Origin of the sequence: Curtobacterium sp. MCLR17_045 (genome assembly GCF_003234405.1) — a bacterium.
Classification (GTDB): Bacteria; Actinomycetota; Actinomycetes; order Actinomycetales; family Microbacteriaceae; genus Curtobacterium; species Curtobacterium flaccumfaciens.
In genome coordinates, this window is sequence record NZ_QKTB01000010.1 from 90,195 (window position 1) to 114,736 (window position 24,542).

Sequence of the window (24,542 nt, forward strand, 5' to 3'; positions counted from 1 at the left end):
CTGATCGGAGAAGGGCTCACTCGTTGGTAACGAGCAGGTAACGGGACCTGAGCACGCTAGCAGGAGACGTCGCAGGTCGCCAGTCGTGGTCATGCCCTCCCGGCACCTCCGGACCTGGGGATCGGCGCGTCCTCAGGCCCGCACGGCTCCGAGTGCACCGGCCTCGAGTCCACGCACCAGGGCCTCGAGTTCGTCGGCGACGGCGGGGCTCGCGAACAGGAAGGAGCGGGTCCCGCCGGCCTCCCAGATGCGGATCACCGCGCCGGCCTCCTGCGCGACGAGGGCCCCGCCCGCCATGTCCCACGGGTTGATCCCGCGCTCGTAGTACGCGTCCACCACGCCCGCCCCGACGGCGCAGCAGTCGAGCGACGCCGCTCCCCCGCGGCGGATGTCCCGCACCTCGCCGATGAGTCCGGCCAGCACCGCGACCTGCTCCCGGCGACGGTCGGCCGTGTACCCGAACCCGGTGGCGACGAGCGTCTCGGCGAGCGAACCGGGCGTGGCGACGGACAACGGTTCCCCGTCACGGGTCGCACCCTGCCCAACCGCCGCCCGGAAGACGGTGCCCGTCGCCGGCGCCACGACGACGCCCGCGATCGGCTCCCAGGTCATCGGGTCGGGTGCTCCGCGCACGACGCCGATGCTCACGCCGTAGTCGGCGCTGCCGTACAGGTAGTTGACCGTGCCGTCGATCGGGTCCACCACCCACGTGATGCCCGAGGCGCCGGAGGCCGACCCGGACTCCTCGCCGTGGAAGGCGTCGTCCGGTCGGGCCTCGGCGATGCGGGCGCGGATGCGTGCCTCGACCTCACGGTCGGCGGCCGTGACCACGTCGACGATGCTCGACTTCCGGTCCGCGACCTCGACCCCCTCGGCGCGGCGCCGTGCGGCCAGCGCCGCTGCGTCACGGGCGATCGACTCGGCGAGGTCGGCGAACTGGGACGGGGTGAGGTCGGATGCCATGCACCCATCCTCCCGGAAACACCATCGGCCCCGTCCGCAGTGGACGGGGCCGATCAGATGGTGGCAAGTGAGGGATTCGAACCCCCGAAGGCTACGCCGGCTGATTTACAGTCAGATCCCTTTGGCCGCTTGGGTAACTTGCCATGCGCACCCAGCCGGTGTGATCACCAACCGAAGGCGCGCACAAAAGCATAGCGGATGGCTGACGGTGGTCGTGACCACCGCGAGCCGATCCGCGCGACCGGAACCGCGCCTCCTGTCCGCCGTTAGGCTGTTCCGCATGGCAGACAGTTCCTTCGACGTGGTCAGCAAGGTCGACAAGATGGAGGCGGAGAACGCCCTCAACCAGGCGGCCAAGGAGATCGAGCAGCGGTACGACTTCAAGGGCGCCGACGCCTCGGTCGCGTTCAGCGGCGAGGACGTCCTCATCAAGGCGAACTCGGAAGAGCGCGCCAAGGCCGTCCTCGACGTGCTGCAGAGCAAGGCGATCAAGCGGAACATCAGCCTGAAGAGCCTCGACGCCGGCGACCCGTACCCATCGGGCAAGGAGTACCGCATCGAGGTGAAGTTCAAGAACGGCATCGAGCAGGACGTGGCGAAGAAGATCGGCGCGTTCCTGCGGGCCAACGCCCCGAAGACGGTGAAGAGCCAGATCCAGGGCGACGAACTCCGCGTCTCGTCGAAGAGCCGTGACGACCTGCAGAACACGATCCAGCTCCTCAAGGGTGAAGAGTTCGACGTCCCGTTGCAGTTCATCAACTTCCGCTGACCAGCGGCCCCTGCGAACGACACCCGACACCGGCACCCCGTGGAGCACTGGCTCAGCGTCGTCATCACCGTCCTGCTCGTCCTGCTGGACCTGGCGATCCGCGTCTTCTCGATCATCTACGTCCCGATCAACCGGAAGCCGCAGACCGCGACGGCGTGGCTGCTCGCGATCTTCCTCATCCCCTACATCGGCTTCATCGTCTTCCTGGTCATCGGGTCGACGAAGCTCCCCCGCGCCCGTCGCGAGAAGCAGACCGAGATCAACGCGTACATCCTCGAGCAGACCGAGGGCATCGAGCGGGTCCGCCGTGACCACCCGTGGCCCGCGTGGCTCGAGAGCGTCACGCGGCTGAACCGCGAACTCGGTGCGATGCCGTTGGTCGGCGGCAACTCCGCGGAGCTCTACCCCGACTCCGAGGAGTCCATCGCCGAGATGACCCGGGCGATCGACCAGTCCCGCCGGTTCGTGCACGTCGAGTTCTACATCGCGACGCTCGACGACACCACACGCCCGTTCTTCGAGGCGCTCGCGCGGGCGCAGGCACGTGGCGTCACCGTACGGTTCCTGCTCGACCACTGGGCGAGCCGTGGCTACCCGGGTTACAAGGACACCCTGGCGTTCATGGACCAGGCGGGCATCGAGTGGCACCTGATGCTGCCCCTCCTGCCGCTGCAGGGGAAGTTCCAGCGGCCCGACCTCCGCAACCACCGGAAGATCATGGTGATCGACGGCTCGGTCGCGTTCACCGGCTCGCAGAACCTGATCGACGCGTCGTACGACATCAAGTCGCACGTCGAGAAGGGCATGGTCTACAAGGACCTGTTCGCCCGGTTCGAGGGACCGGTCGTCGCCGGGCTCAACGCCCTGTTCGTCACCGACTGGTACAGCGAGACCGACGAGCTGCTGCTGCGTGAGAGCGACCCCGTCCAGCGGGCCGACCGCGGCGATGCGCTCGACTGCCAGGTGGTGCCGTCCGGCCCGGGCTTCGACGGCGAGAACAACCTGCGCCTGTTCAACGCGCTGCTCTACTCGGCGCAGCAGAAGGTGTCGATCACCTCGCCGTACTTCGTGCCGGACGACTCGATGCTCTACGCCATCACCACGACGGCGCAGCGCGGGGTCGACGTCGAGCTGTTCGTCGGCGAGATGGGCGACCACGCCATGACCTGGCACGCGCAGCGCTCCTACTACGAGGAACTCCTGCGAGCCGGCGTGCGGATCTGGCTGTACCGGGAGCCGACTATCCTGCACGCCAAGCACTTCACGATCGACGACGAGGTGTCGGTGATCGGGTCGAGCAACATGGACATGCGCTCGTTCAGCCTGAACCTCGAGGTCTCCGTGATGGTGCGCGGTCACCGCTTCGTCGACGCTCTGCGCGAGGTGCAGGACTCCTACAAGGAGCACAGCTTCGAGCTCACGCTCGACGCGTGGGTCGACCGTCCGCGACGTTCCAAGGTCCTCGACAACGTCGCGCGGCTCACGGCGGCGCTGCAGTAGCCGTCGCTGTCGCAGCGTCGCAGCGTCGCACCGTGCGTCGTCCTCCACCCGGTGCGACCTTGGCCGCACCGTGCGTCGCGACAGCGGGGCACCCGGCGAGCAAGCCCGCGGTGAACGGACAACCCTGCACCGTGCGGGGCGTTCCGAGCCGGTTCAGGATGCCGTGCGCCACGCGTCGCACAACCAACCACGCACGGTGCGGACGGGAGGCGCGGGTCGCCTCCGCCGCGCACGGTGCGGACGGGAGGCGCGGGTCGCCTCCGCCGCGCACGGTGCGTCGTCCCCCACCCGGTGCGACCTTGGCCGCACCGTGCGTCGCGACAGCGGGGCACCCGGCGAGCAAGCCCGCGGCGAACGGACAACCCTGCACCGTGCGGTGAGCGTTCCGTGGCCGGTGCGGGTCCGCCAGGTGCGCTCAGCGCATCGGGACGAGGGACGCCAGGGCCCCGACCACCCGCTCGAGCGGGCCGCGGCCGAGGAACCGCCGCCACAGCATCGCGAAGACCACCGAGCCGAGGGCGAACCAGCCCCACGCCTCGGCCGATTCGGGGTACGTCGGCAGCATCGCGATGACCACGAGGTGCCCCGAGTACACCGTCAGCGGCATCGACCCCACGGCCGTCAGGGGGAACGCGATCCGCTCGGCGACGCGCCCGCGGCCGTCGAACACGAGCAGGCAGAGGGCGATCACCGCGACCGCCACCCCGGCGGTGCCGACCACGTCGACGACCGACGACGAGTGGTCGCGCGGGGACAGGAACAGCTGCGCGAGGGCCTGGCCGGGGGTCGTCGCCTCGCCCGCGTACGGGACCCCGGGGAACGCCAGGGCCGCATCGTCGGGCAGCGGGGCGAGGACCGACCCGGCGACGTACGCCGTGGCGGCGACCAGTGTGCCGGACGCCAGGACCAGGATCTGCCGGCCACGGTCCTCCAGGCCGCCCCGGGCGACCGCGAGCCCCACCAGGACGTACGCCAGGAAGGTGACCACGGGGTAGACCAGGCCGAGCTGGACGCCGATCATGCCGGCGTCCGCGTAGGCCGGCGCGATCGTCAGCGCGGCGAGCGGCGACAGCACCGCGCAGAGCGCGGCGATGCCGAGCAGCGCCGCCGGGCGGACGCGGAGCACCGGGACCACGAGCAGGAACAGCACGCCGTAGGTCGGCAGGATCACGTACACGGGGGTGTCGAGCGCCATCAGGGCGAACCCGATGCCGACGACCACGACGGCGCGGATCGCGAGCCGTGCACGGATGCGGCCGATGGTGGGCGGGCCCGGCGGGTCGGTGCGGCCGCTCGTCAGACCGATCGAGACGCCGGCGAGGACCGCGAACAGCGTGGACGGGCGCCCGTGGGCGACGGCGGTCCATGTGGCCGGGTCGGTCCAGTCGAGCTGCTCCGCGATGCCGCCGATGTGAGCGGCCATCATGCCGAGCAGCGCGACCGCACGGGCCACGTCGACGCCCTGCAGCCGCATCCCCGACGCGGACGCGCCCCGCACCGCTGTGAACGGGACGGGGCGCGTGTCGGTCATGGTGTCGTCAGCTCGTCGGGGTGTCGACGCGTCCGAGCGAGACCTCGATCATCTCGTCGCGCGGCACCACCTTGATGCGCTCGCGCCCGTCGACCGCACCGAGCGCCTGCTCGTGGGTGTCGAGGTGGTGCCAGCCCTCGAGGTCGGTGTACTCGACACCGCGCTCGCGGAGCAGGGCCGGGATGGCCTCGTCGGAGGGGTCCTCCGGGGTCCACCAGCTCGCCTGGTCGTTCACGATGTGCTGCACGGTCTCCATCGCGTCGGACTTCGTGTGTCCGATGAGCCCGACCGGACCGCGCTTGATCCAGCCGGTGGCGTACACCCCGGGGATCTGCTGGTTGTCGTCGTCGAGGACCTGGCCCTCGTGGTTCGGGATGACACCGTGGCGCTCGTCGAACGGCACACCGGGCAGCGGGGAACCGAAGTACCCGACCGCGCGGTAGGCGGCCTGGATCGGGATCTCGCGGATCTCGCCGGTGCCCTCGACGCCGCCCTCGCCGTTCGGCCGGGTGCGCTCGTAGCGGATGGCGGTCAGCTTGCCCTGCTCGTCGCCGACGAACTCGATCGGCTTCGCGTAGAAGTGCAGGTGGAGCCGGCGGCTGGCCTGGCCGACCTCGCGCGTGCGCCACTGCTCGAGGACACGGTTGATCACCATGACCTGCTTGTTCGTCGCGATCGCGGTCTTCGAGGCCTCGTCGTGGTCGAAGTCCTCGTCGTAGACCACCATGTCGACGTCACGGACCTCACCGAGCTCGCGCAGCTCGAGCGGCGTGAACTTCACCTGCGCCGGGCCGCGGCGACCGAAGACGTGCACGTCCGTCACGGGCGAGGCCTTGAGGCCCTCGTAGACGTTCGCGGGGATCTCGGTCGGCAGCAGGTCGTCGGCGTGCTTCGCCAGGATGCGGGAGACGTCGAGGGCGACGTTGCCGACGCCGATGACCGCGACGCTCTCGGCGTTCAGCGGCCAGGTGCGCGGAACGTCCGGGTGGCCGTCGAACCAGCTCACGAACTCGGCGGCGCCGTACGAGCCGTCGAGGTCGACACCGGGGATGTCGAGGTCGGCGTCCTTGATCGCGCCGGTCGAGAACACGACCGCGTTGTAGTGCTTCTTGAGGTCCTCGAGGGTGATGTCCTCGCCGTAGCGGACGTTGCCGAACAGCCGGACGACACCGCGGTCGAGGACGTCGCGCAGGGCGTTGATGATGCCCTTGATGCGCGGGTGGTCGGGGGCGACGCCGTACCGGACCAGACCGTAGGGCGCGGGGAGCTGCTCGAACAGGTCGATCGACACGTCGTAGCCGTGGGCCTCGCGCAGCAGGATGTCCGCGGCGTAGATGCCGGCCGGGCCGGCGCCGACGATGGCGAGTCGGAGGGTGGGCACTGATCGTCTCCAGTTCGTTCGGGTGGGGGTTCCCGGGGGGCCTCCCGACCGGGCCGCAGTGCGTGCGCCGTCGGGAGGGGTGTTCAGCGGCTTCGGTCGACGACGGAGTCCGCGAAGCGGGTGAGTGCCCGTTTCACGGTGCCGTCGGGGAGCGGGGCGAGGGCGGCGACGGCTTCGCGGGCCCAGGCGACGGCGACGGCTCGGGTCGCGGCGGTGGCCTCGTGCTCGCGGAGCGCGGCGACGGCGGACTGGTACGGCGCGGAGTCGACCACGTCGTCGGGCGCACCGTTGACGTCACGCTCGATGCGCTCGACCAGGTGCTGCGCGGACGGGTCGGTCGCGGCCATCCGGCGCAGCTGCAGGACCGGCAGGGTGTCGACGCCGGCGCGCAGGTCGTTGCCGGCGATCTTGCCGGTCTTGTCCGTCGCGGGGGCGAGGTCGATGACGTCGTCGACGAGCTGGAAGGCCACGCCGACCTTCTCGCCGAAGGTACCGACGGCGTCGAGGTAGGCGCGGTCGGCACCGGAGAACATCACGCCGGCGCGGGCGGCGGTGGCGATGAGCGAACCGGTCTTGTCGCTGAGCACCTGGATGTAGTGCTCGAGCGGGTCGTCGTCCGGCTGCGGCCCCGTGGTCTCGTGCAGCTGCCCCATGCAGAGGCGCTGGAAGGTCTCGGCCTGCATCCGGATGCCCTCGGTGCCGAGGTCGGCGGTGATCAGGCTGGCGCGGGCGAAGAGCAGGTCGCCGGTGAGGATCGCCACGTTGTTGCCGTAGGTGATCTGCGCGGCGGGGACCCCGCGGCGCACGGGCGCTTCGTCCATGACGTCGTCGTGGTACAGCGACGCCAGGTGCGTGGTCTCGATGCTCACCGCGGCCTTGACCACGGCGTCCGTCACGCCGTCACCGAGCTGGGCGATGAGGAGCGTCAGGGTCGGACGGATGCGCTTGCCACCGGCGGACAGCAGGTACCGGCTGGTGGTGTCGGCGAGGGTGTCGGTGGAGCGCATGGCGTCCTCGAGCCCCTGCTCGACGAGTTCGAGCCCGTCGTCGACCGCGGAGATGAAGCGTCGGTCGGCGGGCGTGGCGAACAACCGCTCGCCGATGCCCAGCGATGCGCGCAGGCTCGGCGCGCGACGTGCGACCGGGACGCTCGGATTCAAGTGCTGCTCCGTCTTCGGGGGTGGTGACCGGTCAGTCGGCGGCCGGGTCGACGCGCGGCTGCTCGCCGGTGTTCTGGTGGTCACGGCGGGCCTTCGCACGCCGTGCCGCGGACTCGCGCACCGTGTCGGCGACGGGCTTGCGGCCACGGTGCAGTGCGACGATACCGGCCGTCAGGTTGCGGTAGGCGACCACCGAGAATCCGACACCGCGGAGCCACTGGGTGAGCACCTGCTGGTCGGGCCACGCGTCGATCGACTCGGCGAGGTAGCGGTAGGCGGCCGGGTTGCTGCTCGAGAGCCGCGCGATGCCCGGGAGCACGCGCTTCAGGTAGGTGCCGTAGCCGAGGCGCAGCAGGGCGCGGGGCGGCGTCGAGAACTCACAGATGACGACGCGGCCACCGGGCTTCAGGACGCGCAGCATCTCGGCGAGCGCCTGCTTGGGGTCGTTCACGTTGCGCAGCCCGAACGAGATCGTGACGGCGTCGAACGTGTCGTCGTCGAAGGGCAGCTGCTCGGCGTTGCCCTCGACGAAGGTGATCTCGGGGTGGCGTTCGCGGCCGACGGCGATCATGCCGGCGGACAGGTCGAGCGCGGTGACCTCGGCGCCCTTCTTGGCGAAGGCCGCTGCACTGGTCCCGGTGCCCGCGGCGATGTCGAGGACCTTCTCGCCGGGCTGCGGGTCGACCGCGCGGACCGTCGCGACACGCCACAGCGGGGCGTTGCCCGCCGACAGGATGTCGTTCGTGAGGTCGTACTTGGCCGCGACGTCGTCGAACATCGCCGCCACCTCGTCCGGGCGCTTGTTCAGGTCCGCTCTGCTCACACGATCAATCCTAGAGGTCCCGACCGAGCGTTCACCGGACTCGCAGCCACCCGGGCGGTGCGGGATCGGCGCGTAGCATCGGAGCCGTGACCCGAACCACCACGGCGGCGCCCCCGCTGACGGTCTCGACCCGGATCCTCGACGACCCGGGCGCCGTCCTCCGCCACACGCTCCGCGACCGTCCCCTCGCCTTCGTCCGGAACGGCGACGGCATCGTCGGCATCGGTGAGGCGCTCCGGTTCACGTTCACCGGCCCCGACCGGATGCGGGACGCCGCGGCCCTCTGGCGCAGCATCGTCGAGACCGCCGTCGTCGACGACCCGGTGCAGCTGCGCGGGTCGGGGCTCGTCGCGTTCGGGTCGTTCGCCTTCGCCGACGACTCCGCCGACGAGAGCGTGCTCATCGTGCCCCGGGTGGTCCTCGGCCGGCGTCGCGGCAAGGCCTGGCTGACCGCGATCGACACCACGCTCGGCGCGGAGCCCCTGGCCTTCACCCGGACCTCGGTCCCGGTCCCCCACGTCGGGCCGCACGTCTCCGTGGCCCTGCGTCCCGGGCACATCGACGAGGACACCTACGCCGCCAACGTGACCGAGGCGGTCCGCCGCATCGTGGCCGGGGACGCCCGCAAGGTCGTGCTCGCCCGCGACCTCGTCGGCACGCTGCCGCCGGGAGCCGATCGACGGGCGGTCCTGCTCGACCTCGCGGCCGCCTACCCGCAGTGCGTGACCTTCGCGGTGGACGGACTGGTCGGCGCCACCCCCGAGACCCTCGCCCGCACCGACGGCACACGGTTGACCGCACGGGTGCTCGCCGGCAGCGCCGCCCGGGGCACCGACGAGGTGTCCGACCGGGCCGCCGCCGAGGCCCTGGCCAGCAGTGCCAAGGACGTCGAGGAGCACACCTTCGCGATCGACAGTCTGCTCGCGGCCCTCGCACCGCTCGCGACGGACCTGCGCGCCGACGCCGAACCGTTCCGGCTGCAGCTGCCGAACCTGTGGCACCTGGCGACCGACGTGCAGGCCACGCTGCCGCCCGACACCACGTCGCTGGACGTCGCCGACGCCCTGCACCCGACAGCCGCGGTCGCCGGGACCCCGACGGACGTGGCCGTGCGGCTCGTCGCCGAGCTCGAGGGCGTCGACCGCGGCCGCTACGCCGGGCCGGTCGGGTGGATGAGCGCGACGGGCGACGGCGAGTGGATGCTCGCGCTCCGCAGCGCCCGGATCGACGACGACGGCACCGTCCGGGCATGGGCGGGGGCCGGGATCGTGGCCGGTTCGGAGCCGGCGCGCGAGGTCGCCGAGACGGCCCTGAAGTTCCGGCCGATCGCCGACGCGCTGGCCTGAGGCAGGCGCGCGATCCAAGCGGTCGCGCGATCCGCGCGGTCGCGGGACCCACGCGGTCGCGCGACCCTCGCGGTCGCCGACAGCCGCTGGGTGGTCAGTCGGCCAGCGGGACCTCGATCACGACCCGCTCGGCTGGGTCGGTGAGCACCCGCTCCAGGTCACCCCACGTCGCCGCCCGGCGGTACTCCCACCCGAGGCCCGTGACGACCCGTTCGACGTCGACGTGCTGCGGGGTCGACATCATCCGCCGCATGTCGGCTTCGGGCGTGGTCTTCGCCACCTCGAGCCCGCGGAAGATCGCGCCGCCGTGGTCGTTGCCGACGACGACCTGCACCCGGTGGGTGCGTTCCTCGGTGCCGGTGACGAACGCTCCGAGGTCGTGCAGCAGGGTCAGGTCGCCGAGGAGCACGCGTGTGGTGCCCACTGAGGCCGAGGACTGCTCGAGCGCCGCGGCGATGCCGAGTGCGGTCGAGACGGTGCCGTCGATGCCGGCGAGCCCGCGGTTCGCGTGCACCCGGATCTTCTTGCCGAGCACCCGGGCGTCGGCTTCACGGATGAGCTGCGACGCCCCGAGGACCAGCCGGTCGTGCGGCCAGGTCACCCCCCAGACGGCCTCGGCGAGCATGGCCCGGTCGACGGGTCGGCGACGGAGCGCGACCTCGTCACGCAGGAACTTGTTCCGCTCGGCACGGTCGGCGGAGCGCTTGGCGTCGAGGTTCGGGCCGGCATCGCCGTCCCCCAGGATCCGTCGGCTGGCGCCGACCCAGCGGCCGACCCAAGCACGGTGCTCCGGCCGGGTGCGGCCCGTCACGCGGACGTCGGACACGAAGGTGGTCACGGCGTCCGGTCGGGAGGCATGGGCCGGGTCGAAGGGGTCGGCCGCCGGTCCGCGGACGACGATCGTCTCGACCCCGTCGCGCTGCAGGAGCGCGGGGACCTCTCTGCTGAGGGTCGGGTGGCCGAGCACGACGGCGCGGCGGACGGCGCCACCGTGGTCGGCGTCGCGCAGGAGTTCGCGGTAGGCGACGACCAGGTTGCGGCCGAAGCGCGCGCCGCTCGAGACCTCGGCGAGGAGCGGCGCCCCGAGTTCCCAGGCGATCCGCTCGGCGTCCTCGCCGGCATCGTGCCCGGCGATGACGACGGTGCCCGGTTCGTCGTCCGGGGTGAGTTCGGCGACCGGCAGAGCCGTGTGCGCCCGGCGGGTCGCGAACGCCAGGTCGACCTCGTCCTCGGGCACGGGGCTGACGTGCTCCGGGGCGAGTCCGGCCGACAGCGGCTCGCGGAACGCGACGTTGAGCTGCGCGGGACCGGGCTGTCCGGTGTGCCCGGCTGCGGCGGCGACCGCCTGGCGGGCGAGGGTGCGCAGGGTGTCGCGGACCGAGGCGTCGACGCCGTGCGCCGACGGGGCCTCGACGTCGCGGACGAAGGCGACGGCCTGGCCGAAGATCCCCGGCTGGACGGTGGTCTGGTTGCTGCCGATGCCGCGCAGTTCGTCGGGACGGTCGGCGCTCAGCACGATCATCGGCACGCCGGAGTGGTGTGCCTCGAGCACGGCGGGGTGCAGGTTCGCCACCGCCGTGCCCGACGTCGTCACCACCGCTGCGGGTCGGTGCGTCTCGACCGCGAGCCCGAGTGCGAAGAACCCGGCCGTCCGTTCGTCCAACCGCACGTGCACGGTCAACCCGCCGGCGCGCTCGAGGGCGACCGCCGCGAGGGCGAGTGCCTGGGAACGCGAACCGGGGCTCACCACGACGTCGGTGACGCCGGCACGCACGAGTTCCTGCAGGAGGGCGAGCGCGGTGTCCGTCGCCGGGCTGCCCGAATCGGCGGGGCCGTCAGCGATCGGTGCGGCCGTCGTCGTCGCGCTCGTGGAACTGGTCTTCGAGGTCTCGGAGGGTCGCGTCGTCCTGGTCCTTGTCCGTGAGGGTGGTGCCCGGCTCCGGCGTGGTGCGGAGGAAGTCCGGGTCGTCTTCGGGTCCACGGTAGCGGGCCGACGCACCGGGGTCGGCCGCCGGGGTGCGGCCCAGCAGGAACCAGAGCACGCCACCGAGGACGGGCAGGATGATGACGAGCAGCAGCCACACACCGCGACGCAGGGAACGGACGCGCTGACGGGGCATCGTGCCACAGTCGATGGCCGCGTACACCGTGAAGGCGACGGCGGCCACGGCGACGATCAACCACAAGCGGACCATGCGGTGAAGTCTAGGTCGCGACCCTGTGATGCCCCTGCCGGTCGGCGCTCCGTAGACTCACCGTGTGAAAGCGTGGCTCCTGTACACCCTGGCTCGGCTCGGCATCTTCGTGGTGGCGCTCGTGCTCCTCCTGCTCCTGACGCCGATGCCGTGGTACTGGGCGACGATCGTGGCCGCCCTGGTGGGCCTGCTCATCTCGTACATCGCCCTGTCCGGACTGCGCACGCAGGTGGCCCTGAGCCTGGCGAACCGCCGCGGTACCCCGGAGCGTGACGCCGACTCGGACTTCGAGGACGACTTCGTCGACGCCGCCGACTCCGACGCCGCGGCCATCCCGACCGTCCGTCCGGTGTCCGACGCCGACCGGCACGAGGCGCGCCGGGACACCGACGCGGACTGACCCCGAGCGCGAGGGCGGGGCCGTCCGGTGGAGCAGCCGGAACGGCTACGGCTGGACGGCCAGGGTGATCCCGAGCACCACGCCGAAGGCGAGCGAGGCGAACGACGACAGCTGCAGGGCCGTGATGAGCTCGCGGGGCTTCCGTGACGACACCCCGATCGCCAGCGCCGGCAGGGCAAGCAGCAGCGAGAAGTACGTGAAGCCCGTGCGGAAGTACAGCAGCACGAACCAGAGCAGCACGACGTACGGCAGCATCAGGAACAGGCCGTACAGGACGCGGGCCACCGGACGACCGACGACCACGGCGAGCGTGCGCTTGCCCGCCAGCTGGTCCTCGTCGATGTCGCGGATGTTGTTCACCATCAGGACCGCGCAGGCGAAGAACCCGGCGGCCACCGCGGCTGCCCAGCCGCTGACCGTGACCTCGCGGATCTGCACGAACTGGGTGCCGAGCACGGCGACCAGCCCGAAGAAGACGAAGACGAAGACCTCGCCGAGGGCGTTGTACCCGTACGGCTTCTTGCCACCCGTGTAGAACCAGGCGGCGACGATGGCGGCTGCCCCCACGAGCAGCAACCACCACAGCTGGGTGAGCAGCACGATGACCAGGCCGGCGACCGCGGCCAGGCCGAAGAACGTCAGGGCAACGGTGAGCACGGTCCGGGGCTTGGCCAGACCGGCTCCGGTGAGTCGTGCCGGGCCGACGCGGTACTCGTCGGTGCCGCGGACCCCGTCGGAGTAGTCGTTGCTGTAGTTCACACCGATCTGCAGGAACAGTGCCACGGCCAGGGCGAGCAGCGCGACGGCGAGGTGGCCGTCCTTCGCCAGGTAGTCGCCGAAGTCGCCGGGCTCCCCGCTGTCGACGAACGCGACGGCGGTGCCGAGCACGACCGGGACGACACCGAGGGTCAGGGTGCGCAGGCGTGCGCCACCGATCCAGTCGCGTGCGGTCGCCTTCCGCTTGGTGCGGGCGGGGGCAGCGGCCTTCGCCGGGTTGCCGGACCGGCCCTGCTTCTGCGTCGAGTTCTTCGTTCGTGCCACGAGCACCGATCATATTGCCGATGCGCCGCCCGGCCGCTCGCGGTCCCTACGGGCGGCCCGGCTCCACGAGCGCCTGCACGGCCCGACGGTCGGGTTTGCCCGACGACAGCATCGGGATCCGGTCTAGCACGACGACGTCCGCCGGCCGGGCGGCACGGCCCAGGGTGGCCCCGACGTGCGCACGTACGGCCTCGACGTCGAGCGGCTGCTCGGTGACGACGACCGGGACCTCGCCCCACTCCCCCGCTGCGCGCCGGACGACGACGGCGCTCTCCTGCCCGGGCAGCCCGCGGACGAGCCGCTCGACCGCACCGAGCTGGACCTTCTCGCCGCCGGAGATCACCACGTCGTCGAGGCGTCCGAGCACGCGGACCACGCCGTCGGACAGGGTCGCGGTGTCCCCGGTCCGGTACCAGCGCAGCCCGTCCCGTTCGACGAAGGCCGACGCCGTGCGGGCATCGTCGTCGAGGTACCCCTCGGCGAGCATCGGCCCCGCCAGCTGCAGCTCGCCGTCGACCAGCGCCGTGCGCACCGTGCCGAACGGGACGCCGTCGTACACGCATCCGCCGCTCGTCTCGCTCGCACCGTACGTCGTCACGACCCGGACCCCGGCCTCGAGCGCACGCTGCCGGAGCGGCGCCGGGGTGGCCTGCCCGCCGACCAGGACCGCGTCGAACCGGGCGAGCGCACGGGTGGCGTCCGGGTCGTCGAGGACCCGGGCGAGCTGCACCGGCACCAACGAGGTGTAGCGACGCGACGCGGCCGGACCGGTGACGAGCCGTTCGGCCGCCTCGGTGAACGCGGCGGCCGCGAAGTGCCCGGGCGGCACGACGACCGGTTCGGTGCCCGCGGTGATCGAGCGGGTCAGGACGTTGATGCCGGCGATGTAGTGCGTCGGCAGCGCGAGCACCCAGCGCCCGGGCCCACCGAGTGCCGCGTCCGCCGCGGCGGCACCGGCGAGGAGCGCCTCGGACGAGAGCGCCACGCGCTTGCCGGTGCCGGTGGACCCGCTCGTCTCGACCACCAGGGCGACCGCCTGCCGAACCTCGGCCGGAGGTGGCGTCGGCAGTGCCGGTGCCCCCTCGGCGACGGGGAGCAGTGCGGGGCCGCCGGCGAGTGCTGCCTCCAGGCCGCGCAGCACGGCCGTCGGGTCCGACGTACCGGTCGCGACCAGCGGACGGGGCATCAGTAGTGCCAGGGGAACGCGGTCCACTCGGGAGCGCGCTTCTCGAGGAACGAGTCGCGACCCTCGACCGCCTCGTCGGTGCCGTAGGCCAACCGCGTCGCCTCGCCCGCGAACACCTGCTGGCCGACCATGCCGTCGTCCACCGCGTTGAACGCGTACTTGAGCATCCGGATCGCCGTCGGCGACTTGCCGAGCACGATCTCGCCCCAGCGGATCGCCTCACGCTCCAGGTCCTCGTGCGGCACCACGGCGTTCACCGCACCCATCTCGTACGCGCGCTGGGCGGAGTACTCCTGGGCGAGGAAGAAGACCTCGCGGGCGAACTTCTGCCCGATCTGCTTGGCGTAGTAGGCGCTGCCGTATCCACCGTCGAACGAGCCGACGTCGGCATCGGTCTGCTTGAACTTCCCGTGCTCGGCGCTCGCGATGGTGAGGTCGCAGATCGCGTGCAGTGAGTGCCCACCGCCAGCGGCCCAGCCGGGGACGACCGCGATGACGACCTTGGGCATCATCCGGATCAGCCGCTGGACCTCGAGGATGTGCAGCCGCCCCATCGATGCCTGGGCGGCCGCGGGGTCGACGCCCTCGGGCGGGGCGCCCTCGTCACCGACGTACTGGTAGCCGCTCCGCCCCCGGATGCGCTGGTCGCCGCCGGAGCAGAACGCCCACCCGCCGTCCTTCGGGCTCGGGCCGTTGCCGGTGAGCAGCACGACACCGACACGGGGGTCCTGCCGGGCGTCGTCGAGGGCGCGGTAGAGCTCGTCGACCGTGCGCGGGCGGAAGGCGTTGCGGACCTCGGGACGGTCGAAGGCGACCCGGACGATGCCCTTGGAGACGTGCTTGTGGTACGTGATGTCGGTGAACTGCTCCGCGATCGGAGCGGTGGTCCAGACGTCGGGGTCGAACAGGTCGGAGACGGGAGCAGCCATGCTCCCAACGTACCGCCGGGCGTCTGGCGGGTCAGGCGCCCATGTCGGTCAGGATCTCCGGCGCGACGAACACCATGATCACGATGAGGATCACGGGGTTCGCGAAGAACGCCAGGACGACACCGACGGCGCCGTACCAGCGTCCGAACGAGCCGACGGCGGCAACGAACCCGAGCACGGCGGCGACGAGCGTCAGGAACACGACGACGAAGCAGATCCCGAAGGCGAAGTTCGTGTCACCGCCCATGAACACGGCGAAGGCACTGGCGTCCACAGCGGCGGACACCACGGCCAGGCCGAGGGCGATCTTGCCGACGACGGGGTTGCGGCGCTTCGTGCCACCCGTCTGCCGGACGTCGACGGTGTTGCGCTGCATGAGGCGGGCGAAGTCGTCGGAGTCGCGCCCGGGAGCCGCCGCGGATCGAGCGCCCGCTGCCGGGCGGGTCGCCGCCGAGGGTCGCGCTGCAGCTGCCGGACGAGCCGAGGCCGCCGGGCGTGCCGCTCCGGCGCTCGACGGGTCGGACGGGCGCTGCGATGCACGCTGCTGTGCTGCGCGCTGCCGCGGATCCACCGCCACCGAGCCTCCCTCGTTCCGGGTCGTTCCCCTGCCGACCGAGGCCGACCGATGCATGCTAGTGCCCTGCCCTGGCGGTCCCCTCCGAGGAACCGGCGGGCCCCCTGGGTGCGGTGGGAGGATGGCGGACGTGCTCCCCGACCTCGCCGACCTCCTCGCCGACGCCCACGTGGTGGCCCTGCCCATGCGGGTGCGGTTCCGCGGCATCACCACGCGCGAGGCGGTCGTGCTGCGCGGACCCGCCGGCTGGACCGAGTTCTCGCCGTTCGTCGAGTACGACGACGCCGAGGCCGCCGCCTGGCTGCGCGCCACCGTCGACTTCGGGTGGACCGACCACGAACCCGCCGCCGACTCCGTGCCGGTCAACGCCACCGTCCCCGCGATCGCCGCCGCCGACGTCGCCGACCTGCTCGCGCGGTACCCCGGCTGCACGACGGCCAAGGTCAAGGTCGCCGAACCCGGCGCGACCGTCGACGACGACGTCGCCCGGGTCGCCGCCGTCCGCCGGGTGATGGGGCCCGAGGCCGCGGTCCGGGTCGACGCGAACGGGCTGTGGAGCGTGGAGCAGGCCACCGCGGCGCTGGAGCGGCTCGCACCGTTCGACCTGCAGTACGCCGAGCAGCCCTGCGCGACGGTGCCCGAGCTCGCGGAGCTCCGGTCGCGGATCGCCGGCCTCGGCGTCCGGGTCGCCGCGGACGAGAGCGTCCGGAAGGCGAGCGACCCCCTCGCCGTCGCCCGGGCCGGCGCCGCCGACGTCCTGGTCGTGAAGGCCCAGCCGCTCGGGGGGATCACCGCGGCCCGTGCCGTCATCACCGACGCCGGGTTGCCGTGCGTCGTCTCCAGTGCGCTCGACACCTCGGTCGGGCTCGGGATGGGAGCGTTCCTGGCCGCCGCGGCGATGACGCCGGGGTACGCCGCAGGGCTCGGGACGGCGGCGATGTTCGCCGGGGACGTCACGGCCGATCCGCTGCTGCCGGTCGGCGGTCGGGTGCCGGTGCGCCGCGTCGACGTCGCTGCGGAGCAGGTGGAGCGGTACGCCGCGTCGCCGGAGCGCACGGCGTGGTGGCGTGCGCGGGTGGCCCGCGTGCACGCCGTGCTCGCCGCCGGGTAGCGCGCCGCCGCTCGGTCGGGTCCGTCGAGGGTGCCCGACACGCCACTCGCGTTCGCCGAGGTCTCCCGTTCCGTCGTTCGGACGGCCCCAGAACGACGGTTCGTGCGACCACGCCGCTCCGCACACGGCATGTCGTGACCGCTGGCGGGGTCCGCCGGACCGGTCGCGGCTCTCGACGCACCCCGGACGACGGACGGGAGGCACGGTGCCAGCTGGCACCGTGCCTCCCGTCCGGTCGTGGTCGCGACCAGGGCCGCGTCAGCGACCCGCGTGACTCACAGACCCGAGTAGCTGTGCAGGCCCTTGAAGAAGACGTTCACGACCGAGAAGTTGAACATCACCGCGGCGAAGCCGATGAGGGCCAGCCAGGACGACCGCGCACCGCGCCAGCCGCGGGTCGCACGGGCGTGGATGTAGCCCGCGTAGACGACCCAGATGATGAAGGTCCAGACCTCCTTGGTGTCCCAGCCCCAGTAGCGGCCCCAGGCGCGCTCGGCCCAGATCGCACCGGCGATGAGCGTGAACGTCCAGAGGACGAAGCCGACGAGCAGGACGCGGTAGGTCAGGACCTCGAGCCGGTCGGCGTCGGGCAGCGTCGCCATGAAGCGGAGCTTGCCGGTGGCCGTGCGGCCCTGGCGGTACGTCTGCACGAGCTGCGCCACCGCGAGCCCCGCGCCGAGCGCGAAGAACCCGGTGCCGGCGATCGCCACGAAGACGTGGATGACCAGCCAGTACGACTGCAGGGCCGGCTGCAGCGGGACGACGGGGACCCAGTAGTTCACGGTCGCGATGCCGAGCAGGATGATCGTCAGGCCGGTGATGAAGACGCCGAGGAACTTCAGGTTCTGCCAGAACTGCACGAGCAGGAAGATCAGGGTGATCAGCGCCGTGCCGGTCAGCGAGAACTCGAACATGTTGCCCCACGGCACACGGTCGGCCGCGATGCCGCGGAGGACGACCGACGCGACGTGCAGGACGAGCGCGAGGATCGTCATCGCCATGCCGACGCGCTCGAACTTCGTGCCGCGGCCGGCCGAACCGCCCGACGGCGGTGCGGCGACCTGCTCGAGCACGACGGTGCCGCCGCGGACGGTCGCGACCGTCTTCGCGCCGGGTGCTGCCGCAGCGCTTGCCGCGTCGGCCGAGCTGTCGTCGGCGCCCGCGTTCTTCGCGGCGGCCGTGACGTCGCCGGAGCGTTTGGCCATGTCGAGGGCGAACGAGATGAACGCGACCACGTACACCGCCATCGCGGAGTACGTGAGCACGACCGAGTAGGTCGCGAGGTTCGTGGTCATGTCGTTCACTGGGGCATCCTAACTCCGAGGTCCGACGTGTGGCGCTGTGCGATGTCCGCGACGGCCCGTTCGAGGTTCGGGTCCTCGCCGCGTGCGAGCCCGGCGTACTCGAGGTCGTACTCGCCGCCCGCCGTGTCCTTGCGCGGGACGACCTTCACCCAGACGCGGCGGCGCGGGACGAACAGCGAGGTGAGCAGGCCGAGGGTGGAGAGCAGGGCGAACCCGCCCACCCAGAGCTGCGAGGGGTCGTGGTGGACGTCGAGGGAGACGTACCGCTTGACGCCGTCGAACGTGATCGATCCGGCACCTTCGGGGAGCTTTTTCGTCTGGCCGGGCTTCAGCGCGATGCTCTCCGTGTCCGACTGCCGACCGGCGATCTGGTCGAGCCCCTTGGTGCTGAGCGTGTACACGCTCTGCGGGACTCCGCTGTCGAGCCCGAGGTCGCCCGTGTAGACCTGCAGCGTCAGCAGCGGGTTCTGGGTGTCCGGGTAGGCACTCGAGTAGGCGCCGCTCGCGAGCTTCGATGCCGTGGGGTAGAAGAACCCGACCATGCCGAGCTGGTCCGGCTTCGCGTCCGGCACCTTGATGACGCCGGTGGAGGTGTAGTTCGCGTCCTCCGGCAGGAACGGCACGACGTCCTTGAAGGCCACGTTGCCGTCGCCGTCGCGCACCGTGACCTGCATCGCGTAGCCGTTGCCGAGCAGGTAGACGTTCGTGCCGCCGACGTGCAGCGGATCGTTCACGCCGAGACGGCTGGTCTTCGGCTCGCCGCCCTTCTCGGTGCTCGTGACCGTGGCCGAGTAGTCGAGCGCCTGCCCGAGGGCGTCGAGGTTGCGCTCCTCGTACTTCGTCACGAACTTGTCGAGCCGGAGGTTGTAGCCCTTGAGGTCGGTCTGCTGGAACCAGCGCCCGGGATTGAACGAGTCGTAGGAGCCGAGCACGTTGGAGAAGGTCTGGCCCTCCACCAGCAGGCGCTGTCCGGTGAAGCCGAAGCCGCCACCGACGCCGACTGCCAGGAGCACCCCGACGAGGGCGGCGTGGAACACCAGGTTGCCGGTCTCGCGCAGGTAGCCGCGCTCCGCGCTCACCGAGTCGCCGAACCGCTCGACGCGGTACCCGGACCGCTTCAGGATCGCCATCGCGCGCGTCACCGCGTGCTCGGCGGACGGGAGGCCCGTGGTCGCGTCGATCCCGGTCGTCCCGTCGATCATCGCGTCCGGCTGCACCGCCACGGTGCGGAAGCCCGCCAGTCGCGTCAGACGCGCGGGGGTCTTCGGCGGACGGGTCCGCAGTGCCTGCCAGTGGTGCTTCGTGCGGGGCACGATGCAGCCGATGAGCGAGATGAAGAGCAGCAGGTAGATCGCGGAGAACCACACCGAGGTGTAGGTGTCGAAGACCTGCAGCTTGTCGAGGACCGGGTAGAGCTGCGGGTGGTCCGCCTTGTACTGCACGACGCCGTTCGGGTCGGCGGTGCGCTGTGGGACGAGCGAGCCCGGGATCGCCGCGAGGGCGAGCAGCATGAGCAGGAACAGCGCCGTGCGCATGCTCGTCAGCTGCCGCCAGAAGAACCGGAGGTACCCGACGAAGCCGAGCTTCGGCTGGTTGATGCCGCCGTCGGTCGGGCCGGAGCCGTCGACGTGGTCGGACGGTCGCTGCGGGTCGGAGGCGCTGTCGGCTCCGTCGCCTGCGCCCGTCGGGATGTGCTCGTTCAGGTCAGACCGCGGGGACAAAGCTCTGGATCACCGCCCCGACGCTCGACATGACGGCCGACCAGATACCGGTGACCATGAGCAGACCGATGACGATCAGGATCGCTCCTCCGATGATGTTGACGGTGCGCATGTGACGCTTCACCGCCGCGATGGCCCCCGTGGCCCAGCCGGCGCCGAGGGCGACGAGGACGAACGGGATGCCGAGCCCGAGGCAGTACGCCACCCCGAGCCACATGCCCTGCCAGGCGCTGCCCGACTGGACGCTGAGCAGGTTGATGGCCGCCAGGGTCGGGCCGAGGCACGGGGTCCAGCCGAGGCCGAACACGATGCCGAGCAGGGGGGCGCCGAGGAGCCCGGTGGCCGGGGTCCAGCTGGGCTTGATGGTGCGCTGCAGGAACGTGAACCGACCGACGAACACCAGGCCCATCGCGATCACGACGACCCCGAGGATCTGCGTGATGAGGTCGCGCCACCGCACGAGCCAGAAGCCGAGCGCGCCGAACACCGTCGTGTACGCCACGAACACCGCGGTGAACCCGGCGATGAACAGCAGCACGCCGAGCACCACACGACCCCGACGCTGCCCGCCCTCGGCGACACCGCCGACGTACCCGAGGTACCCCGGCACGAGCGGCAGCACGCACGGGGACAGGAACGACACGAGCCCGGCGAGGGCCGCCACGGGCAGCGCCACGGCCATCTGGCCGCTCAGGATCGCGTCGGCGAAGGGGTTGGAGGTCACGGGTCAGGAGGCCTTGCCGGCGTCGAGCTCGTCGCTGACCAGGGTCTGCAGGATGCTCGTGCCGTCGATCGCGCCGAGGACCCGGGCGGCCACGCGGCCCTTGGTGTCGAGGACGATCGTCGCCGGCACCGCGTTCGGTGCGATCTGCCCGGACATCGCCAGCTGCATCGTGCCCGTGCGCTGGTCGAGGACCGTCGGGTACTGCACGTCGAAGGTGCGCTCGAAGGCGGCCGCGGTCGCTGCTTCGTCGCGGACGTTGACGCCGATGAACGCGACGTCGTCGGCGTCGGCGTACTCGTCGTGCACCTTGTTGAGGTACTTCGCCTCGGCTCGGCACGGGGGGCAGCTGGCGTACCAGAAGTTCAGGACGACGACCTTGCCGCGGAGGTCCTTCGACGAGACCGTGTCGCCGTTCGAGTCCTCGGCCCGGAAGGTGACCGGGTCGGTGCGGTCCTTCGCGGAGACCTCGGTCACGGCACCGTCACCGGAGATGTAGTTCTGCGTCGTGCCGTTGCCGTACTGCTTCGCGATGCCGCCGCTGTCCGACGAGCAGCCGGACAGGACGAGCACGGCGGCGACGGCCGTCGCTGCGAGGACCGCGAACCGCTTGCTGATGACGCCCACACGCTTCGTGCTGTTCACACTGCTCCTTCGTCGACGGCGGTCGCGCGCAGTTCCTGCGCGGGGTCCGCGTACCCGACCTCGGTGAACCGACCGGTCGACGTGGCGGGCACACGTTCGACGGTGGTGATGCTCGACAGGTCACAGCGGCGCTTGCGCGGGTCGTGCCACAGGGGCTCCCCCGCGAGCTTCCGGTGGACCATCCAGATCGGCAGCTGGTGGCTGACCAGGACGACGTCGCCCTCGTCCACGCTCTCCCACGCCGTGGTCATCGCCGCGAGCATGCGGTTGGCGATCGACTCGTACGCCTCGCCCCAGCTGGGACGCAGCGGGTTCGCGATCCACGGCCACTCCGCCGGGCGGCCGAGCGAGCGCTTCGTGAACCCGGGGGGCTGCCCCTCGTAGCGGTTCGTCGGTTCGATCAGGCGCTCGTCGAGCGTCACGTCGAGCCCGTAGGCGGCCGACCAGGGTGCGGCGGACTCCTGCGTGCGCTGCAGCGGGGACGCGACGATCCGACGCACGTCGACGCCGGCGTCCTTCCAGGCGGTCGCGGAGGCCTGCGCCATCCGCGTGCCGAGTTCACTCAGCCCGAAGCCCGGGAGCCGGCCGTAGAGGACGCGGCCCGGGTTGTGCACCTCTCCGTGCCGGACGAGGTGGAGACGGGTCGCGGGCATGGGTTCCAGTGTAGGTCGCCCGCGGTTCCCACCGCCCCCTCAGGTGATTCACCGGATGCGGAAGCACTCAGCCGCCGAGCTCACCGGAGAGCCGCCCGTGCAGCGCGATCGACCCCGTGTCGAGGTTCACCACCTCGACGGTCGACCCGTGCTTCGCGAACCGCTGTTCGACCCCGTCGAGCGCCGCGACCGTGGACGCGTCGAACACGTGGGCGTCGGCCAGGTCGATGATCACGTGTTCCGGGTCCTCGGCGTACGAGAACCGTGTGACGAGGTCGTTCGACGAGGCGAAGAACAACGCCCCGCGGACCCGGTACCGCACGGTGCGGTCGTCGACCGGCTCGCGCACCACGGTCACCACGTGCGCCACCCGTCGGGCGAAGACCAGGGCCGCCACGACCACACCGACGAGCACCCCGGTCGCGAGGTTCTCGGTCACGACGACCACCACGACGGTGACGAGCATGACCGCGGTCTCGCCGAGCGGCATCCGTCGGAGGGTGCGCGGTCGGATGCTGTGCCAGTCGAACGTCGCGACGCAGACCATGAGCATGACCGCCGTCAGTGCCGCCATCGGGATCTGGGCCACGAGGTCGTGGAGCACGATCGTCAGGACCAGCACCGAGACACCGGCCGCGAAGGTCGAGACGCGGGTCCGGGCACCCGCGGTCTTCACGTTGATCACCGTCTGGCCGATCATCGCGCAGCCGCCGGTCCCACCGAAGAAGGCGGACGCGATGTTCGCGACGCCCTGGCCCCACGACTCGCGCCACTTGCTCGAGCCCGTCTCCGTGATGGAGTCGACGAGCTGCGCGGTGAGCAGGGTCTCGATCAGCCCGACGATCGCGACACCGAACGCGTACGGAGCGATGATCTGCAGCGTCTCGAAGGTGAACGGCGTCGTGATCCCGCCGAAGCCCGGGAGCGCCGTCGGCAGTTCGCCCTCGTCGCCCACCGTCGGCACGGCGACGCTGAACACCATCGTGATGCCGGTGACGACGACGACCGCGATGAGCGGTGCGGGGATCGCCTTCGTCAGGAACGGGAAGCCGACGATGATCGCGATGCCGAGCGCCGTCAGCGGCCAGACGATGAACGGCACGTCGTCGCCGAGCAGGTTCGGCAGCTGGGCGGTGAAGATGAGGATGGCCAGGGCGTTCACGAACGCGACGTTGACGCTGCGCGGGATGAAGCGCATCAGCCGTGCCACCCCGAGGAACCCGAGCACGAGCTGGAACACGCCGCCCAGGACGATCGCGGGCACCAGGTACTCGATCCCGTGCTCCCGGACGAGCGGGGCGATGACGAGCGCCACCGAGCCGGCTGCGGCGGAGATCATCGCGGGGCGACCACCGACGATCGAGATCACGATCGCGATGACGACGCTCGAGAACAGGCCGACCGCGGGATCGACCCCGGCGACGACGGAGAACGAGATCGCCTCGGGGATGAGGGCCAGCGCGGTGACGATGCCGGCCAGGACCTCTCGGGTGAGCATGCGGGGCGAGCGGAGGGCGGCGAGGACGCTCGGGGCCGTCGGCGCGTGTGTGATCACGGACATCGATCGGAACTCTACCCTCACGTGAGGGTAGAGTCGTACGCCGTGAGCACCAGCGACGCCCCCGACACGATGCACATCGGCGAGCTCGCCGACCGCGCCGGCATGTCCCTGCGCACGATCCGGCACTACGACGAGGTCGGGCTGCTCGTGCCGAGCGGCCGCACCACCGGCGGCTTCCGGGTCTACACGGCGCAGGACCTCGAACGGTTGCTCGTGATCCGCCGGATGAAGCCGCTCGGGTTCACGCTCGACGAGATGGCCGAGCTGCTCCGCGTGGTCGACGCCCTCGCGACGAAGGACCCCGAGGACGAACCAGCGCTGGCGGCCCGCCTCGACGCGTACCTCGAGGACGCCCGCGCCCGCCACGCCAAGCTCGTCGAGCGGGCCGGCATGGCCGAGGAGTTCATCGGCACGCTCGGATCACTCCGCGCGTCGCTCCCCTGAGCCCTCGAGCACGCCAGCCGCGATGAGGCGACTCCGTTCCCGCTTCGCCTCGGCCATCTCCTCCATCATCTCCCGCAGCCGATCGTGTTCGGCGATCACCCGACGTGCTCGCCATGGCCGGAACCAGTGCCGTTTGCGCACATTCGCCTTCCACTCCTCGTCCCGCCGCACGAACAAGGCCTTCACCGGGTCCCGTTGCGTCACGTCTGCTCCTCTTCCGTCACCAGTTCCAGCACGAGCTTGCCGATGACCTCGTCGGCCTCGCGAAGAACCTGCATGTTGTACATCGCTCCTGCGACGAGTCTCCCGATCTCGACACGACCCACGTCCGCGTCTGTGACGTGGTCGACCACCCAGACGAATCGTGACCAAGCCCGGTCGCGCTGTTCCCGCGCGACGTCCCGCCGCCACCGGATGACCGCCCACAGCCCACCGACGACCGCCACGAGCAGCGTGAACGCCGCCGTGCAGAGCGCAGCCACCACCACCGCGACCGCCGCAGGCGGCCAGGTCGGCGATGCGGGTGCGTTCGATCACGGTGGTCGAGTCTAACCGCCTGCGTCCGGGGGCGTGGGCGGCAGGGT

Annotated in this window: 25 protein-coding genes and 1 tRNA gene; 6 read left to right on the forward strand and 20 right to left on the reverse strand. The window is 71.4% G+C overall.

Annotated features, from left to right (window positions below):
• Window positions 1-132: 132 nt before the first annotated feature.
• Both DEJ05_RS08870 and DEJ05_RS08875 read right to left on the reverse strand, forming a co-directional pair.
• Complete coding sequence (locus DEJ05_RS08870; RefSeq protein WP_111110256.1) at window positions 133-963, reverse strand: inositol monophosphatase family protein; 831 nt, start codon at window positions 961-963, stop codon at window positions 133-135.
• 58 nt (window positions 964-1,021) lie between these two features.
• Window positions 1,022-1,106 (reverse strand) — tRNA-Tyr (locus DEJ05_RS08875).
• Between the two features lie 137 nt (window positions 1,107-1,243).
• Between DEJ05_RS08875 and DEJ05_RS08880 the strand changes: the two genes are divergently transcribed.
• A complete protein-coding gene (locus DEJ05_RS08880) occupies window positions 1,244-1,732 on the forward strand; it encodes a YajQ family cyclic di-GMP-binding protein (protein WP_017888627.1) in 489 nt (162 codons plus the stop codon).
• A 39-nt stretch (window positions 1,733-1,771) separates the two neighbouring features.
• Complete coding sequence (gene cls, locus DEJ05_RS08885; protein ID WP_111110257.1) at window positions 1,772-3,232, forward strand: cardiolipin synthase; 1,461 nt, start codon at window positions 1,772-1,774, stop codon at window positions 3,230-3,232.
• A gap of 415 nt (window positions 3,233-3,647) precedes the next feature.
• Here the strand turns inward: cls and DEJ05_RS08890 are convergent, their stop codons facing one another.
• The 4 genes from DEJ05_RS08890 to DEJ05_RS08905 all read right to left on the reverse strand — a co-directional run bounded on the left by DEJ05_RS08890 (window position 3,648) and on the right by DEJ05_RS08905 (window position 8,127).
• Entirely contained in the window at window positions 3,648-4,763 is a 1,116-nt protein-coding gene (locus DEJ05_RS08890; RefSeq protein WP_111110258.1) for a heparan-alpha-glucosaminide N-acetyltransferase domain-containing protein, read from the reverse strand.
• Between the two features lie 7 nt (window positions 4,764-4,770).
• Window positions 4,771-6,144, reverse strand: coding sequence for an FAD-dependent oxidoreductase (locus DEJ05_RS08895; RefSeq protein WP_110863405.1), 1,374 nt, complete (start codon window positions 6,142-6,144; stop codon window positions 4,771-4,773).
• 83 nt (window positions 6,145-6,227) lie between these two features.
• Complete coding sequence (locus DEJ05_RS08900; protein WP_027466355.1) at window positions 6,228-7,304, reverse strand: polyprenyl synthetase family protein; 1,077 nt, start codon at window positions 7,302-7,304, stop codon at window positions 6,228-6,230.
• Between the two features lie 31 nt (window positions 7,305-7,335).
• Complete coding sequence (locus tag DEJ05_RS08905; RefSeq protein ID WP_071406309.1) at window positions 7,336-8,127, reverse strand: demethylmenaquinone methyltransferase; 792 nt, start codon at window positions 8,125-8,127, stop codon at window positions 7,336-7,338.
• A gap of 86 nt (window positions 8,128-8,213) precedes the next feature.
• Between DEJ05_RS08905 and DEJ05_RS08910 the strand changes: the two genes are divergently transcribed.
• Window positions 8,214-9,473, forward strand: a complete 1,260-nt coding sequence (locus DEJ05_RS08910) for an isochorismate synthase MenF (protein ID WP_111110259.1) — start codon at window positions 8,214-8,216, stop codon at window positions 9,471-9,473.
• A 94-nt stretch (window positions 9,474-9,567) separates the two neighbouring features.
• Here DEJ05_RS08910 and menD read toward each other — a convergent pair whose 3' ends face one another.
• Both menD and DEJ05_RS08920 read right to left on the reverse strand, forming a co-directional pair.
• Window positions 9,568-11,316 carry a 2-succinyl-5-enolpyruvyl-6-hydroxy-3-cyclohexene-1-carboxylic-acid synthase gene (gene menD, locus DEJ05_RS08915; protein WP_111110265.1) on the reverse strand — a complete coding sequence of 583 codons (1,749 nt, stop codon included), beginning with the start codon at window positions 11,314-11,316 and terminating at the stop codon, window positions 9,568-9,570.
• A complete protein-coding gene (locus tag DEJ05_RS08920) occupies window positions 11,309-11,668 on the reverse strand; it encodes a PLDc N-terminal domain-containing protein (RefSeq protein ID WP_111110260.1) in 360 nt (119 codons plus the stop codon). The genes menD and DEJ05_RS08920 overlap by 8 nt, the downstream gene beginning before the upstream one ends.
• Window positions 11,669-11,732: 64 nt before the next feature.
• Between DEJ05_RS08920 and DEJ05_RS08925 the strand changes: the two genes are divergently transcribed.
• Entirely contained in the window at window positions 11,733-12,068 is a 336-nt protein-coding gene (locus tag DEJ05_RS08925) for a DUF4229 domain-containing protein (RefSeq protein ID WP_111110261.1), read from the forward strand.
• A gap of 45 nt (window positions 12,069-12,113) precedes the next feature.
• Here DEJ05_RS08925 and DEJ05_RS08930 read toward each other — a convergent pair whose 3' ends face one another.
• The 4 genes from DEJ05_RS08930 to DEJ05_RS17850 are packed head-to-tail and all read right to left on the reverse strand — an operon-like array spanning window position 12,114 to window position 15,801.
• A complete protein-coding gene (locus DEJ05_RS08930; protein ID WP_071406305.1) occupies window positions 12,114-13,115 on the reverse strand; it encodes a 1,4-dihydroxy-2-naphthoate polyprenyltransferase in 1,002 nt (333 codons plus the stop codon).
• Between the two features lie 40 nt (window positions 13,116-13,155).
• The gene (locus DEJ05_RS08935) at window positions 13,156-14,295 is read right to left on the reverse strand and encodes an AMP-binding protein (protein ID WP_111103630.1); all 1,140 of its coding nucleotides are present in this window, start codon (window positions 14,293-14,295) and stop codon (window positions 13,156-13,158) included.
• A complete protein-coding gene (locus tag DEJ05_RS08940) occupies window positions 14,295-15,224 on the reverse strand; it encodes a 1,4-dihydroxy-2-naphthoyl-CoA synthase (protein ID WP_111029377.1) in 930 nt (309 codons plus the stop codon). Before DEJ05_RS08940 ends, DEJ05_RS08935 begins: the two co-directional genes overlap by 1 nt.
• 31 nt (window positions 15,225-15,255) lie before the next feature.
• Window positions 15,256-15,801 (reverse strand): hypothetical protein, encoded by a 546-nt coding sequence (locus DEJ05_RS17850; RefSeq protein WP_146245060.1) that lies wholly within the window; start codon window positions 15,799-15,801, stop codon window positions 15,256-15,258.
• 118 nt (window positions 15,802-15,919) lie between these two features.
• Between DEJ05_RS17850 and DEJ05_RS08950 the strand changes: the two genes are divergently transcribed.
• Window positions 15,920-16,909: an o-succinylbenzoate synthase gene (locus tag DEJ05_RS08950; RefSeq protein WP_111110262.1), complete on the forward strand. Its 990-nt coding sequence runs from the start codon at window positions 15,920-15,922 to the stop codon at window positions 16,907-16,909.
• Between the two features lie 275 nt (window positions 16,910-17,184).
• Here the strand turns inward: DEJ05_RS08950 and ccsB are convergent, their stop codons facing one another.
• The 6 genes from ccsB to DEJ05_RS08980 form a co-directional block, all read right to left on the reverse strand.
• Window positions 17,185-18,204, reverse strand: coding sequence for a c-type cytochrome biogenesis protein CcsB (gene ccsB, locus DEJ05_RS08955; protein WP_111110266.1), 1,020 nt, complete (start codon window positions 18,202-18,204; stop codon window positions 17,185-17,187).
• Window positions 18,205-18,209: 5 nt separating this feature from the next.
• A complete protein-coding gene (locus DEJ05_RS08960) occupies window positions 18,210-19,934 on the reverse strand; it encodes a cytochrome c biogenesis protein ResB (RefSeq protein ID WP_258376124.1) in 1,725 nt (574 codons plus the stop codon).
• On the reverse strand, window positions 19,918-20,616 hold the full coding sequence (locus DEJ05_RS08965; protein WP_071247888.1) for a cytochrome c biogenesis CcdA family protein: 699 nt from the start codon (window positions 20,614-20,616) through the stop codon (window positions 19,918-19,920). The genes DEJ05_RS08960 and DEJ05_RS08965 overlap by 17 nt, the downstream gene beginning before the upstream one ends.
• Before the next feature lie 45 nt (window positions 20,617-20,661).
• Window positions 20,662-21,300 carry a TlpA disulfide reductase family protein gene (locus DEJ05_RS08970; protein WP_258367038.1) on the reverse strand — a complete coding sequence of 213 codons (639 nt, stop codon included), beginning with the start codon at window positions 21,298-21,300 and terminating at the stop codon, window positions 20,662-20,664.
• A complete protein-coding gene (locus DEJ05_RS08975) occupies window positions 21,297-21,953 on the reverse strand; it encodes a histidine phosphatase family protein (protein WP_111090281.1) in 657 nt (218 codons plus the stop codon). The genes DEJ05_RS08970 and DEJ05_RS08975 overlap by 4 nt, the downstream gene beginning before the upstream one ends.
• A gap of 67 nt (window positions 21,954-22,020) precedes the next feature.
• On the reverse strand, window positions 22,021-23,514 hold the full coding sequence (locus tag DEJ05_RS08980) for a SulP family inorganic anion transporter (protein WP_111029374.1): 1,494 nt from the start codon (window positions 23,512-23,514) through the stop codon (window positions 22,021-22,023).
• A gap of 69 nt (window positions 23,515-23,583) precedes the next feature.
• Here DEJ05_RS08980 and DEJ05_RS08985 point away from each other — a divergent pair, with 69 nt between their 5' ends.
• On the forward strand, window positions 23,584-23,958 hold the full coding sequence (locus DEJ05_RS08985; RefSeq protein ID WP_071247893.1) for a MerR family transcriptional regulator: 375 nt from the start codon (window positions 23,584-23,586) through the stop codon (window positions 23,956-23,958).
• Here the strand turns inward: DEJ05_RS08985 and DEJ05_RS17855 are convergent.
• Both DEJ05_RS17855 and DEJ05_RS08990 read right to left on the reverse strand, forming a co-directional pair.
• On the reverse strand, window positions 23,935-24,162 hold the full coding sequence (locus tag DEJ05_RS17855; protein ID WP_128780976.1) for a hypothetical protein: 228 nt from the start codon (window positions 24,160-24,162) through the stop codon (window positions 23,935-23,937). The two genes, DEJ05_RS08985 and DEJ05_RS17855, sit on opposite strands and share 24 nt — an antisense overlap.
• A complete protein-coding gene (locus DEJ05_RS08990) occupies window positions 24,159-24,404 on the reverse strand; it encodes a hypothetical protein (RefSeq protein ID WP_146245061.1) in 246 nt (81 codons plus the stop codon). Before DEJ05_RS08990 ends, DEJ05_RS17855 begins: the two co-directional genes overlap by 4 nt.
• Between the last annotated feature and the right edge of the window lie 138 nt (window positions 24,405-24,542).